The 12,687-nt window shown below is 67.6% G+C and carries 8 protein-coding genes; 5 read left to right on the top strand and 3 right to left on the bottom strand.

The genetic code is table 11. From position 1 onward, the window contains the following. Window positions 1-130 precede the first annotated feature (130 nt). On the top strand, window positions 131-1,636 hold the full coding sequence (locus LB823_RS01000) for a SulP family inorganic anion transporter (protein WP_224644893.1): 1,506 nt from the start codon (window positions 131-133) through the stop codon (window positions 1,634-1,636). Between the two features lie 9 nt (window positions 1,637-1,645). Continuing rightward, entirely contained in the window at window positions 1,646-2,092 is a 447-nt protein-coding gene (locus LB823_RS00995; RefSeq protein ID WP_224644892.1) for a MerR family transcriptional regulator, read from the top strand. Between the two features lie 27 nt (window positions 2,093-2,119). On the opposite strand, the gene LB823_RS00990 is transcribed toward LB823_RS00995, so the two are convergent. Both LB823_RS00990 and LB823_RS00985 read right to left on the bottom strand, forming a co-directional pair. After that, window positions 2,120-4,270: a bifunctional SulP family inorganic anion transporter/carbonic anhydrase gene (locus LB823_RS00990; protein ID WP_224644891.1), complete on the bottom strand. Its 2,151-nt coding sequence runs from the start codon at window positions 4,268-4,270 to the stop codon at window positions 2,120-2,122. Window positions 4,271-4,344: 74 nt separating this feature from the next. Continuing rightward, entirely contained in the window at window positions 4,345-5,259 is a 915-nt protein-coding gene (locus LB823_RS00985) for an MspA family porin (RefSeq protein ID WP_224644890.1), read from the bottom strand. 419 nt (window positions 5,260-5,678) lie between these two features. On the opposite strand from LB823_RS00985, the gene LB823_RS00980 reads away from it, so the two are divergent. From LB823_RS00980 to LB823_RS00970, 3 genes are all read left to right on the top strand, one after another. Continuing rightward, window positions 5,679-6,032, top strand: a complete 354-nt coding sequence (locus LB823_RS00980) for a hypothetical protein (RefSeq protein WP_224644889.1) — start codon at window positions 5,679-5,681, stop codon at window positions 6,030-6,032. Continuing rightward, window positions 6,029-7,009, top strand: coding sequence for a hypothetical protein (locus tag LB823_RS00975; RefSeq protein ID WP_224644888.1), 981 nt, complete (start codon window positions 6,029-6,031; stop codon window positions 7,007-7,009). The genes LB823_RS00980 and LB823_RS00975 overlap by 4 nt, the downstream gene beginning before the upstream one ends. Before the next feature lie 456 nt (window positions 7,010-7,465). Continuing rightward, window positions 7,466-9,886, top strand: coding sequence for a hypothetical protein (locus tag LB823_RS00970; protein ID WP_224644887.1), 2,421 nt, complete (start codon window positions 7,466-7,468; stop codon window positions 9,884-9,886). Between the two features lie 1,386 nt (window positions 9,887-11,272). On the opposite strand, the gene LB823_RS00965 is transcribed toward LB823_RS00970, so the two are convergent. Continuing rightward, entirely contained in the window at window positions 11,273-12,658 is a 1,386-nt protein-coding gene (locus LB823_RS00965; RefSeq protein WP_224644886.1) for an IS1380 family transposase, read from the bottom strand. Window positions 12,659-12,687 lie beyond the last annotated feature (29 nt).

The following is a 12,687-nucleotide window of genomic DNA, read 5'->3' as shown; positions in this document are numbered from 1 at the left end:
CATACAACTCTTCCCTAACGGGAGGGTAGAGTTCGGCCGGTTCGCGCGGTGGACCCGCGCGCCGCAGCTCATTCACCGCAGCCGGGGCACATCGCCGCGTGATGCGACCGATGCACGAAGGATCCGATCGATGACAGTCCACACGCGCACGGCGCGGTTCGTCCGGGACAGCGACGTCGTGGCCGCGCTGCGCAGTCCGAAGCGCCTCAAGACCGAGACGCTCGCGGGTCTCGTGGTGGCGCTGGCGTTGATCCCGGAGGCGATCTCCTTCTCGATCATCGCCGGCGTCGATCCGCGCGTCGGGCTGTTCGCCTCGTTCACCATGGCGGTCACGATCGCGGTCGTCGGCGGCAGGCCCGCGATGATCTCGGCCGCCACCGGCGCGGTCGCGCTGGTCGTCGCCCCCATCGCGCGCGAGCACGGCCTGGACTACCTACTCGCGACCGTGATCCTCGCCGGACTCCTCCAGATCGTACTCAGCGCCCTCGGCGTCGCGAAGCTGATGCGGTTCATCCCGCGATCGGTGATGGTCGGATTCGTCAACGCCCTCGCCATCCTGATCTTCCTCGCCCAGGTGCCGCACATGACCGGCGTGCCGTGGCTCGTGTACCCGATGATCGCCGCCGGCCTGCTCATCATGATCGGCCTGCCGCGGCTCACCACCGCTGTGCCGGCGCCGCTGGTGGCGATCGTCCTCCTGACCGGGGTCACGATGGTCGCCGGCCTCGCCGTCCCGAACGTCGGCGACGAGGGCGAGCTGCCGAGCACCCTTCCGCAGTGGCTGATCCCCGATGTCCCGTACGACCTGGACACGCTGCGGCTGATCGCGCCGTACGCCCTCGCGGTGGCCCTCGTCGGCCTGCTCGAATCGCTCATGACCGCCAAGCTCGTCGACGACATCACCGACACCCACTCCGACAAGACCCGCGAGGGCTGGGGGCAGGGCGTGGCGAACGTGGTGACCGGATTCTTCGGCGGCATGGGCGGCTGCGCGATGATCGGCCAGACGATGATCAACGTCAAGAGCTCCGGCGCCCGGACGCGGATCTCGACCTTCCTCGCCGGGTTGTTCCTCCTGATCCTCGTCGTCGGCCTCGGGGACCTCGTCGCGCGGATCCCGATGGCCGCGCTGGTGGCGGTGATGATCATGGTCGCGGTCGGCACCTTCGACTGGCACAGCATCGCCCCGGCGACCCTGCGCCGCATGCCGCGCAGCGAGACCGCGGTCATGGCCGTCACCGTCGCGATCACCGTCGCCACCCACAACCTGGCGTACGGCGTCGTCGGCGGCGTCATCGTCGCGACCCTCCTGCTCGTCCGGCGGGTCGCGCACTTCACCGAGGTCGTTCCCACTGAGTCGGCCACCTCGGGCACGCGCACCTACCGCGTGCAGGGCGAGCTCTTCTTCGCCTCCAGCAACGATCTGGTGCACCAGTTCGACTACGTGAACGACCCGCGGCACGTGATCGTCGACCTGTCCGCGGCGCACGTGTGGGACGCGTCGACCGTCGCGGCACTCGATGCGATCGAGACCAAGTACCGCGGCAAGGGCAAGACGGTCGAGTTCGTCGGGCTCGACGCGGCGTCCGCGGAGCGGCACGGCCGTCTCAGCGGGCACCTCGGCGGCCACGACTAGGCTCACGCCATGGCAGACGCACCGGAGACCGGCCGCCTCCTGCAGATCGGACAGGTCGCGGAGGCCACGGGGCTGTCCCTCAAGACGATCCGGCACTACGACGAGGTCGGCCTGGTCACGCCATCCGAGCGGAGCCCCGGCGGGTTCCGCCTCTACACCTCCTCCGACGTCGAGCGCCTGCTCGTGATCCGACGCATGAAGCCGCTCGGCTTCACCCTCGAACAGATGCGGGATCTGCTCGCGGCGCTGGACACGCTCGCCGACGACGCGGCGGCGGACGAGGTGCGCGCCGACGCCGCGGTCTTCGTCGACCAGTGCTCCGATGCCGCGCAGCAACGCTGCGCCGAGCTCCGGACGCAGCTCGCGATCGCGGAGGAGTTCGCGAGCACCCTTGCCGGGATCGCCCGCCGGCCCGGACGATCGGGAACGGCGGAACGCGCGACGCCGCGGGGGTGAGGTCCGCGGCGCCGCGCCGGCGTGTCGCTAGGCGTGGGTGAGAGTGTCCGCCTCCACGACCGCCGAGTCCGTCACGCGCAGCACCCGGCCGGACGCGATGTCGAAGAACAGGCCGATGACTTCGACCCGCCCCGCGGCGACCGCGGCCCGCACCAGCGGGTGCTCGGCCACCGCCGCCACCTGCATCGCGACGTTGACCAGCGAGAGCTGGTCGGCCGCCCCGAAGCCCAGATCCGCCGCCGCCCCGCGCACGGGGTGGCCGGTCCGGAAGGCCTCGGTCGACGGTGCCGCGTGCTCGATCCAGCGCCGGATCGTCGGAGGAACGACCGGGGATTCGAGCGCGACGCCCATCGCCCCGCACGCGGAGTGCCCGCAGACGATGATCTGCCGGACCGCGAGCTGGTCGACGGCGTAGGCGAGCGAGGCCTCGATCGACGGGTCCGTGCCCGCGGGCGGGACCAGGTTGCCCACGTTGCGGACGGTGAACAGGTCGCCCGGGCCGCTGCCGGTGATGACGTTCGGCACGACCCGCGAATCGGCGCAGGTGAGGAACAGCGCCTCCGGCTTCTGGCCGCCGCTGAGTTGGTCGAAGTCGTCGCTGAGCAGGGCGGCGTGCCGCCGGTGGTAGCGGGCGATCCCGTCGGCGAGGCCGCCGCGGGCGTGCGCGCGCCAGGGCAGCAGGCCGCGCTCGGCCGGGCGTTCCGTGGTCCGACGGGGCGTGACCGTCGCGGCCGCGTCGAGAGCCGCACCGCCCAGGTCGTCGACGGTGACGGTCCCGCCTGCGGCCCGGTAGCGCCGCGACCACTCCTGGATCTCCTCCGCCGCCGCGTGGTCGAGGAAGTCGACGGTGAGCTCGATCGCGACGTCCTGCCCGGGCGGGACGGTGGCGAGCACCCGCGTCAGGCGCGGCAGGGAGAAGAAGGACAGCGTCCCGTCGACGGTGACGTGCCAGCGGCCGGCACCGTCGACCACGGCCTCGATATGGGCCCGCGCGACTCGCCACAGGACGAGGACCAGCGCGACGACGAGTCCGGCGAGCACGCCCTCGAGCAGGTTGAGGAACAGGACGCCGCCGATGGTGACGGCGTAGACGAGCAGGTCGCCCGTGCGGCGGGCGGTGCGGATGTGGGCGATCTTCACCAGTTGGACGCCGATCACGATGAGCAGGCCGGCGAGGGCGGAGGTGGGGATCTTCTCGACGAGGCCGGAGAGCGCGACGGAGAAGAAGAGTAGCCACACGCCGTGCAGGACCGCGGACCAGCGGGTGCGGGCCCCGGCGGCGACGTTGGTCGCGCTGCGCACGATGACGCCGGTGACGGGGAGGCCGCCGAGCAGCCCGGAGACGGTGTTGGCGGCGCCCTGGCCGACGAGCTCGCGGTCGAGGTTCGTCTTGGCGCCGTCGTGCATGCGGTCGGTGGCCACGGCGGAGAGCAGCGACTCGACGCTGGCGATGAGCGCGACGGTGAGGACGCCGAGGGCGACGGCGCCCCAGTTCCCGGTGGGCATGGCGGGCAGGCCGATCGCGTCGATGATGGAGCCGTTCAGGCGGATCCGCTCGACGTTCATCGGGACGACGAGGGAGAGCACCGTCGCGGCCGTCACCGCGACGAGGGCGCCGGGGACCCGGCGCCACTTCGCGGGCAGCTTCGGCCAGAGCACCATCACCGCGATCACGACGAGGCCGACGGCGAGGTCCGGCCAGTGCAGGGCGCCGATCCGCGAGGGCAGCTCCGTGAGGTTCTGCAGCACCGAGCTGCGCGAGGAGCCGCCGAGCAGGACGTGGGCCTGCTGGATCACGATCGTCACGCCGATGCCGGCGAGCATGGCGTGCACCACGACCGGCGAGATCGCCAGCGCCGCACGGGCGATCCGGCTCAGGCCCAGTCCGATCTGCACCAGGCCCGCGGCGACGGTGATCGCGGTGGTCACCTTCCAGCCGAAGGTCGCGATGAGTTCGGCGACGACCACCGTGAGGCCCGCGGCCGGGCCGCTGACGAGCAGCGGCGAGCCGCCCATCAGGCCGCCGACGATGCCGCCGATGACGCCCGCGATGAGGCCCGCCATGAGCGGCGCGCCCGACGCCAGCGCGATACCGAGGGACAGTGGCAGTGCCACGAGGAAGACGACGATCGACGACGGCCCGTCGAAACGCGCTATGTCTCTGAGTTTCTCCTGCATGGACACCACTGTGCGGGCGCGGTGTGGCCGCCCCGCCGCGATGCCGTGAAGGTTCCGTGAAGCCCGCCGTGCAGCTACCGGTTCTGCTCGGGGCGGGTCAGGAAGATCGGCTTGCCGAAGGTGGTGAGGGTGTCGTCGGTGGCGTCTGTGCTGATGGCGACGGTGGCGTAGGTGCGGACCTGGACGCCGCCGATGCAGTTGTCGACGGCGATGCGGATGTCGCGGGTCATGGTCTGGGCGTTGGGGCCGACGACGGCCTTCTTGGCATAAGGAATGTCTTTGGTGGTGCCGGGTTTGAGGATGCCGGAGATGTTGCCCGTCTCGGTGACGGTGCCGGAGAGGGTTCCGGACAGGCTGCCGGACCCGGTGCCGGAGACGCTACCTCCGCCGGAGCCGCCGTTGGAGCCGCCCTGACCCTGTCCGGTAACGGTGCCGGATGCGGTGACGGTGGGGGTGATCGAGGCGGTGGTGGCGTTGGAGAGAGAGCCGCCGATGGTGAGGCTGTCGGCAGTGACGGCGCAGCCGACCTGGACGCCGGTAGTCAGGGTGGCGGACTTGATTCGGCTGGTGGGCTTGCGTTTCGGATCGTTCGGGTAGGCGGCTTCGACCTTCGCTTCACCGCCGACGCTCGAGAATCCTTCGAAGCTCTGGGGCGATCGGTTGAGCGGCGGGACGGAATCGAGCTTCTCCCCGAACTTGGAGACGGTGACCTTCCAGCCATCGCGGGTGACGAGTTCACGACTGGTGTCGGCGAACTCGCCCTCGCGGATCTGCCCGGGGACGGGGACCCGCATCCGCGGTGCCGGCGGCGGGGTCACCGCAGCCTGGGCCGCGGGCTTCGCAGCCGCCGCGGCGGGGACCGGCTTGGGTGCCGGCGCGGGCGCGGCTCCCGCCGGTGCTGCCGTGATGGCGATAGCCGCTGCGGCGGCGCACAGACCGATCAACGTCCGCGGAAGCCGGGACGGGTGGGCGTGAGGCGCGGTCGGCATGTCGTGGACTCCCCAGGTGTAGTCAATCGGCAGTGTCACATCTGTAACAACAGCCCCAATAGCACCACAGCGGACACACGATCCGCAATCCGAGTGGGTAACAGAACGATCACAGTTGCCTGAACCTCGCAGGCCCGACCGGCATCGACGCGACAGGCGCACCGCACCTATCCGGCGAAGGTCGCATGACGAAGAACACGGGATTCGAGGCGTGGAGCGTTCTCCGCCATGGCGTTTCACCCATGATCTTCCCCGCCGCGCACACGGCGTGAGAAGACTCAGCGCTTCACGACACGAGTAGTCGATATCGAATACCTAGTACGCCGACATGGTTACTATCCGCTACGGTCAGATTCGGGCGGACGACGACAATCCCCCAGTAGTGCCGTGATGTCGTAAGCGTAGCGAAAGGGTGACCCATGTCCGCGGACGAGGCCCGACAACTTCCCGTGCAGCAACCAGCGGCGCCTGCGGCCGCTGCGCCCACTTCCGCCTCGGCTGCACGGCCTGCTGCCAGTGACGCTGAGCCGGAAGGGAAGTCGCCTGACGAGGAGCTCCGCACCCTGGCGCGCAAGGCTGCCGGGCTACTTGTCGGGTTGGTGATGTTGATCGGCTGCGGGTTCGCCGTCTCCCACCTGAACGCGTGGGGTGAGCGGTTCACGATGCCGCTGGTGTTCGTGGTCTTCGTGCTCGTCATGATGCTCGCCAGCAACCTCGTCGTCGGTGGCGCGAGCGCGGTGTGGAACGCCGCCCGCAGTGGCTCCCGCTCATGACTCCTGCCCCTGCGCGACCCGATCAGACCGGCGATGACGTCGCGGTCTTCGCCTCGGCGTTGCGCCGGTTGTTCGCCCTGGCAGGCTCGCCGACGGTACGGGCCGTTGCTGAGGCCGTCGGGGTCAGCGCAGCGACGGTGTCGAACTGGCGCACCGGACGACACCTACCGGCTGAGTTCGAGACCATCGAACCGATGCTGGTGTGGCTGACTGCCCGCGCCGCCACCAACCTCGACGTCATCCGGGACGACGTGGTGACGGTGCGGCAGTGGCAGCACCTGTTCACCACGGCCACCGGCCGCGACCCCGCAATGCCCGTGCTCACCCAGATCGCGACCGCCGCCGAGCAGTGGGCGACCGACGCCGACACCACGGAACCGGCGCGTCTGGAAGACGCTAGGCGTCTCCTTCTGAGCTGCATCGCGGTCTCGTCGACCGGCGACCTCGCACTTCGCACACCCGACGTGCCCGCCGCAGCGGGGCGCGTTGCCGCCGAGCTCGTCGAAGTCGGCCTCCTGGGTCTGACACCCGACCCCAGCAACGACAACCAAGACCTCGTCCGACTGACGGACCTGCGGCTGACCGAGACCTGGCCGCGCCTGTCGACCTGGATACGGCAGGCCCGACCCGTGCTCATCGCACGGAGCGCGCTCGAGCAGGACGCCCACCGCTGGGACACTGCCGGCCGACCTCGCGCCTGGCTCTACGACCACGTCCGCCTGACCCTGACCGCCGACGCCCTCATCTCCCTCGCACCCGCGACCGGCGACCCCGCCGCAGCGCCCGGAGCGCCGTTCCGGTTCGGTGCGGCGACCATCGCGCACACCCCACCCGGTGCGGTCACCGAGTTCTGGACCGCCTCCCAGGCCGCGTCCCTGCACACGCTGCGCGTGCACCAGACGATCGCCGCTCTCGTCATCGCCCTCATCGCGCTAACCCTCGCCCTCGGCCTCGCCCTCGGCGCCGTCACCGCCTAGGCCGCCGATGCGCACCCGACGAACAGCCCGCATCCGGCCTGACTGCGAGTCAGTCGCGGCGGCCTCACAACCACCCAACCGCGGGCGATTTGCGTTGTTCAGCAGGCCGTTGAACACGCCGCGAACCGGGTTGCCGTGTTTAGTCGCCCCACTAAACACCACTAAACAGATCAGCCCTGGCCTCCAGAAACGCTTGTTCAGCACCTCAAGGCGGTTGACAAGCCCGAATCGTGTGGAAGCTTGGCATCCATCACCCGGCACTTCGCCGAATCTCCGATCCAATTCCCTGCACTTTGGAGTGTCCTGATGCCCACACCCACCCCGCGGCGGCAACCGCAGCCCGCGCCGCTACCGTCCGGCAGTCCACGCCACTCACGCGCCGTGACGCCCGCGCGGCCGGATGACAGCGGCGGCACATCCGGAACAGCGTCAAGCTCCAGGGCACCGTCGCAGACGGTGCGGCAGCAGCGCCTGCAGGGCGCATTCCTCACCATCATCGGCCTCGCCGGCCTCATCGGCGGCGTGATGTTCTCCATCGAAGCACCCCGATTCACCCCCGTACCGGTGGTGTTCCTGACCTTCTGGCTCGTCATGGTCATCGTCGGCAAGATCCTCTTCGCCGGCCTCGGCAAGCTCCGCGACACCGGTGTCGGCGCCCCGGCGCCCACCCAGGTCCGTGCCGCCGCTGCGGTCGCCGGGATCGTCGTCGCTGTCGGGATGATGGGCTTCGCCGCCACCACCGCAGGCACCGGCACAGCGATCGCAGCGCCGTGCCCCGGCGGAGGACCCGCCACCTGCGGCCCGACCGGACCCGAGCTGACCTTCACCCCACCCCCAGCCCAGACCGGCACGCCGGGTGGGCAGCAAGGCGGCCAACAGGGCGGGCAGGACAACAACGGCATCGCCACCTCCCCCGCGGGCAGTGGCGGGGACAACGGCCCCGGCATCCAAGCACAGACCCCCCAGTTCGGCACCCCCGGGCAGCAGGCCCCGAACATCCCCGGCAACGAACAACCCGGCCAAGGCAGCGGCCAACAGCCGCAGGGCAACGGGCAGCAGAACCAGAACCCGGCCGTGCAGACCACCGCACCGGGCGGGCCGCAGCAGACCGGACAGCAGCAGCCAGGCCAGCAGACCCAGTCAGGGCAGCCCAGCAGCCCCACCGTCACCGTGACCAAGACCGAATCGCAGTGCGCAGTCCCCGGCGCCGGCAACGGCGCGGGCGCACCCGCCGGCCCTGGTGGCGGCGGCGCGAGCAACAACGGCGGCGGCACCGGGCCCGGCACCGGTGACGGCGAGCAGAAGGACGGCGCTCCGTCGTGGGCGTACCTCGTCGGCGAAGTGTCGGCGTTGATGACGGGGCGCCGCGGCCGCAAGGCTGGTCCGCTCAACTCGGACGGGTCCACCCCGACGAACGACACGATTCCTGGTGACCTCATCGAGGGTGAGAACTACAAGCAATGGACCACTCCCGACGGTGACCGCACGTTCATTCTCAGCGAGAACGAGAACGCTCCGTCGAAGTACCGGTTCAACCTCGACCAGCCCGAAGGCGGTTCCTCCAAGGTCAACGACGACGGCTCCGTCAGCGTCTTCGACCGAGACGGTAACCAGGTCAAACGCTTCGAAGCGCCCTGGGCTTACGACACCAAGACCGGGGAGAAGATCCCCACCCGCTACAGCGTCGACGGCAATGACCTCGTACAGACCATCGACCGCCCCGAAGGCAACACCAACCCGATCCTCGCCGACCCCGACGAAACCAACGTCGGCATCGTCAACACCACCGGCCGCCAGGACGGCGACTCGTGGACCGAGACCCGCCCCAACGGCGAAACCCTGACCCACACAATCGTCCCCGGCAGCGGCGGACAGTCCGTCGATACCCGCGCAACCCGCCCCGACGGAAGCTTCAGCGACATACGCACTGTCAGCGACGGACAAGGCGGATGGCAATCCTGGTCCGACAACAACGACGGCAGCAGCAGTTACGCCGGCCAACAAGGCGCAGGCGGGGACCACTACTCCCAGCGCTACGACGGCTCACCTCTCGACGGCCAGGCGCCACGAGTGACCTCCACCGGCAACGCCGACAACTCCCAAGGAACTATCACCGGCACTAACAACGACGGCACGCAATCAACCGGTGACTACAATCGCGTTGGCGACGGCGAGTATCAACTGACCACGAAGAATCCTGACGGAACCACAAGTTCAGTTCGGTCCGTTACTGACGAGGCAACCGGTGACATCACCACCGCCGTCGCCGACGAGGACGGCGTGAAGGTCGCCGACAGCACCGGCAAGGTCACTGAAGTCGACGTCAGCGATCCAAACGCGATCGATCCGGTAAACCGAGGCAACGCCATCGCTGGTGCTATCAGCAGTCTCGACAAGGCCTTAAACGGAACGCGCCCTAGCAATACGCTCCTACCTGGCGTAGGCAAGACACACCTTCCCCCGTGGGCAGCGCGCATCTCACCTGCATCACGACTCTCGACGCTCGGCATGGGCCAGGCTGACCTGCTCCAGCGGCCGAGCAAACACTCCATTCAGGCAGTGGAGAGCACACTCGCCCGGCGTGGCGCAGCACTCGGGAAATTTGGCAGCAAACTGCCGGGCATCGGAGCGGCATTCACCGCCCTGGGCGCGGCCAACGATATTCGCGGCGGAAAGGATGCGACGCAAGCGGTTGTCGGCGCCGGATCCTCGTTCGCAGGCGGTTGGGCTGGTGCCGCTGCAGGCGCGTCGATCGGCGCAGCTGGTGGCCCGATCGGCATGGCGATCGGCGGTCTTATCGGAGGTGCCATCGGCAGCGGCCTCGGACAGGCCGCCGGTGAGGGTATCGTCAAGGGATTTAAGTCACTCTTCGGATGAACGTGGGTTGATAGGCATGACGTACAAATCGATCGCATACATAGCGGCCGCATCGATATTTCTGCTACAAGTCGTAGGCGCTTCAATTCTGCTGACTGGGCCGCGCATAATAGGATCAACACAGAGGCTGTACACACTTGCCGCGATATTGATCGTCGTACCTCTGGGAGTGGTTGTTGCGTACTGCGTTGCAGCCCCTCCGGAAAGTGTTCAAGAAAAGATCATTCTCGCCTCAGGATTCGTCGCAACCTCCGCCTGGTTCATAGGACGCCAGGTTGCGGCATCAAGTGCACGCATCCAATCCGAACCGGCAGGCGACGGAGACAGTGGACAGCAATAGGAGGCCGTCTTGTCGGTAGCAAACGCGAGCAGTCTTCCGTTTAGCCAGAACGGTCTGATGTGGATCGGCGTCGTAACAGGTGGAATTATTCTACCGATGCTGTTTACCTCTACCAGCCGTCGGGTTGCCCGAATCGTATGTCGGACGAACTTCACGCTATTCCCTATTCTTCTACTCCTATTAATTGCCACAACGGAAGCGTCGCTTGAGACGTCGATAGCCATAAGCATACTGTGCACGATGTTCGTTCCGATCCTGTTCTGGAAATACACAAGACTTGACCGGAAGCCTCCATGGAACGACATTGACCACCTGACGCGTGTCGCACCCCCTCCCAAGCCGCGGCCTAAACAATACGACTGGTATGCGCCAGGCGTCACTCCTGAAATGCGAATGGTTCCTCGAGACTACAAGAAGTACATCGACACGTACGGTCGGGGAGAATTCTGGGACAATATCGTAATTGAGGAACCGTCGTGGGTGGCAACCAGAGGATTGTCAACTCCAGCGCACCTGGTGAGCTTTCTGCAAAGTTTGAGCGACCATCCGGTTGGCAAGTCTGTGACTCTAACTTGCTACGGAACAGGCGATCAGCAGGAGGCGTTCGGAACCAGTCAAGACACCTACCTTGGAGTCGGCTGGGCTCGAACCGGTCAGTGGATATTGTGGAGATCCAAAGGGGTTGACAAAGACGTATGGCCTGTCCTGGTGGTTGGGGAAAACGGTGTCGACTACGGAGCCAAGGGGCTTACCCACTACCTGTCCGGTCTACTTAGAGGGCACGTAAAGTCATCGGCATTCGACCGAGGTTGGATCAGCGAAATGGAATCAGTTTACGACGGCCGACCGGATGCTATATTCAAGCCTCTCTAACCTCGGTCTTTCATGAGGTGGCCGTCCCGTCCTGATCGGTTTCGGATCGGCGTTTTCGGGCCCGGTTCGGGATTGTGGGCATGGCGTTGCGACCCGGTGTTGCGTCGGGTGGCGTCGGGTTCCACTGTCCCGTGGGGTGTTTCGTGATCGTTCGGTCAAGGACGTCGAGTGGGTCATGTCGGGGCTCGTAATCGGTCCAGGCGGCTCAGTCCGACGAGGAGAACATCGGTGTCGGGGGGGCGGTCGCGGCCAGGTGCAGTCGGGTTCGGCGGGCGTAAGAGTCGGTGGCGCAGCTTCTTCGGTTCCCATCGGCGAGCATCATGACTGGTCAACGCCAGTGTTTGGGTCCAGGTGATCAGGGTCGAGGCCAGTGCGGCGATCGCGGCCCAGATGCGGTTCTGGTCGAATCGGTGCAGCGGGAGGTTCCGCAGGCCGGTGTCTTTGAGGGCGCGGATGCGGTCTTCGCAGCGGGCGCGGCGGCGGTGCCGCAGTTCGAGGCGTTTCGATCTTGCCGCGGCTGTTGGTGACGAACGCTGTGTCAGCCGCATTCCGTCCCGGTCGGTGAACGTCAGTTGGGCGCCGGGGTGGGGGCGTTCAGCACGGATGATGAGCCGTATCCCCGCAGGCCAGGAACTCAAGTCGACGAGGTCGGTGAGTTCGGTGACCCAGGCGCCGTCCCGCACGCGGCCGGTGTCGTCGTCGATCGCCGCAATCCATGCCGACTCGGGGACGAGGTCGACGGCGGCGGCGAGCTTGTCGGTCAGGCCGAATCCGATCGAGTAGGACAGGTGCCGAAGGGTGAGATAGTCGAGAAACTGGTGCGTGCCGCCACCGCCATCGGCACGGATCAGGACCTTGCGGCCGACCCGATACCTGCCGACGCTGGTGACCGTGTCGGGCAGCTGCGCCAACGCCTGCTTGACGACGCTGATGTGGTCTGCGGCGGTGTTCGAGCCCGCGTTCCCGGGCCGCAACAGCACCGCCACCGGTTCTCCGGTCCCGGCCGGGCCGTGGTCGACGAACCCCATCAGTGGGTGAAACCCGAAGCCTTTCTTGAAGTTCGGTGCAGCGTCTAGCTTCTCCGAGTGGGCGGTGATGAGGGTGGCGTCGAGGTCGATGACCAACGGAATTTCGGCGGTGACCTGGTGATCGGGGGCATCCTCGCCGGCCAACGCACAGACCCGTGCCCGCGTCTGTGCGGTCGCTGATCCGATCGCTGCGAGAGCCCTATCGGCGTTAGCGGCCAACGCGGTGATCAGCCGGGAGACCGTCGGATCTGAGGCCACCTGCCCCATCACCGCGGTCTGGCTGCGGAGCTGATCGAGGTCGGCCAGGCAGTCCCCGCCCGCGGCGATCGACACCGCCAGATCAACGATGATCTTCCCTGGATCGTGGACCGCGTTCGGCTTGCGCCACGGCATCAATGAGCTGCTCAGAGCCGCAGCTAGGCCGGCGGTCTCAGCCGCGCGAAGCAACAGCACCGTCCCTGCGTGCGAGACCAGATGCTGCCCGGCCGCGTCGACTGCCAGAGCTGGATACAAGGACGTAGACTGGTTCACCAGAAGGGTGCTCCTTCGAGTGAGACGAA

Origin of the sequence: Tsukamurella sp. M9C, assembly GCF_020169415.1 — a bacterium.
Taxonomy (GTDB): Bacteria; Actinomycetota; Actinomycetes; order Mycobacteriales; family Mycobacteriaceae; genus Tsukamurella.
This window is presented reverse-complemented; position numbering and strand designations above follow the sequence as displayed.

Excerpts from the sequence above, each read along its gene's own strand:
- LB823_RS01000 (WP_224644893.1), top strand. The coding sequence starts at position 131 with ATGACAGTCCACACGCGCACGGCGCGGTTCGTCCGGGACAGCGACGTC.
- LB823_RS00995 (WP_224644892.1), top strand. The coding sequence starts at position 1,646 with ATGGCAGACGCACCGGAGACCGGCCGCCTCCTGCAGATCGGACAGGTC.
- LB823_RS00990 (WP_224644891.1), bottom strand. The coding sequence starts at position 4,270 with ATGCAGGAGAAACTCAGAGACATAGCGCGTTTCGACGGGCCGTCGTCG.
- LB823_RS00985 (WP_224644890.1), bottom strand. The coding sequence starts at position 5,259 with ATGCCGACCGCGCCTCACGCCCACCCGTCCCGGCTTCCGCGGACGTTG.
- LB823_RS00980 (WP_224644889.1), top strand. The coding sequence starts at position 5,679 with ATGTCCGCGGACGAGGCCCGACAACTTCCCGTGCAGCAACCAGCGGCG.
- LB823_RS00975 (WP_224644888.1), top strand. The coding sequence starts at position 6,029 with ATGACTCCTGCCCCTGCGCGACCCGATCAGACCGGCGATGACGTCGCG.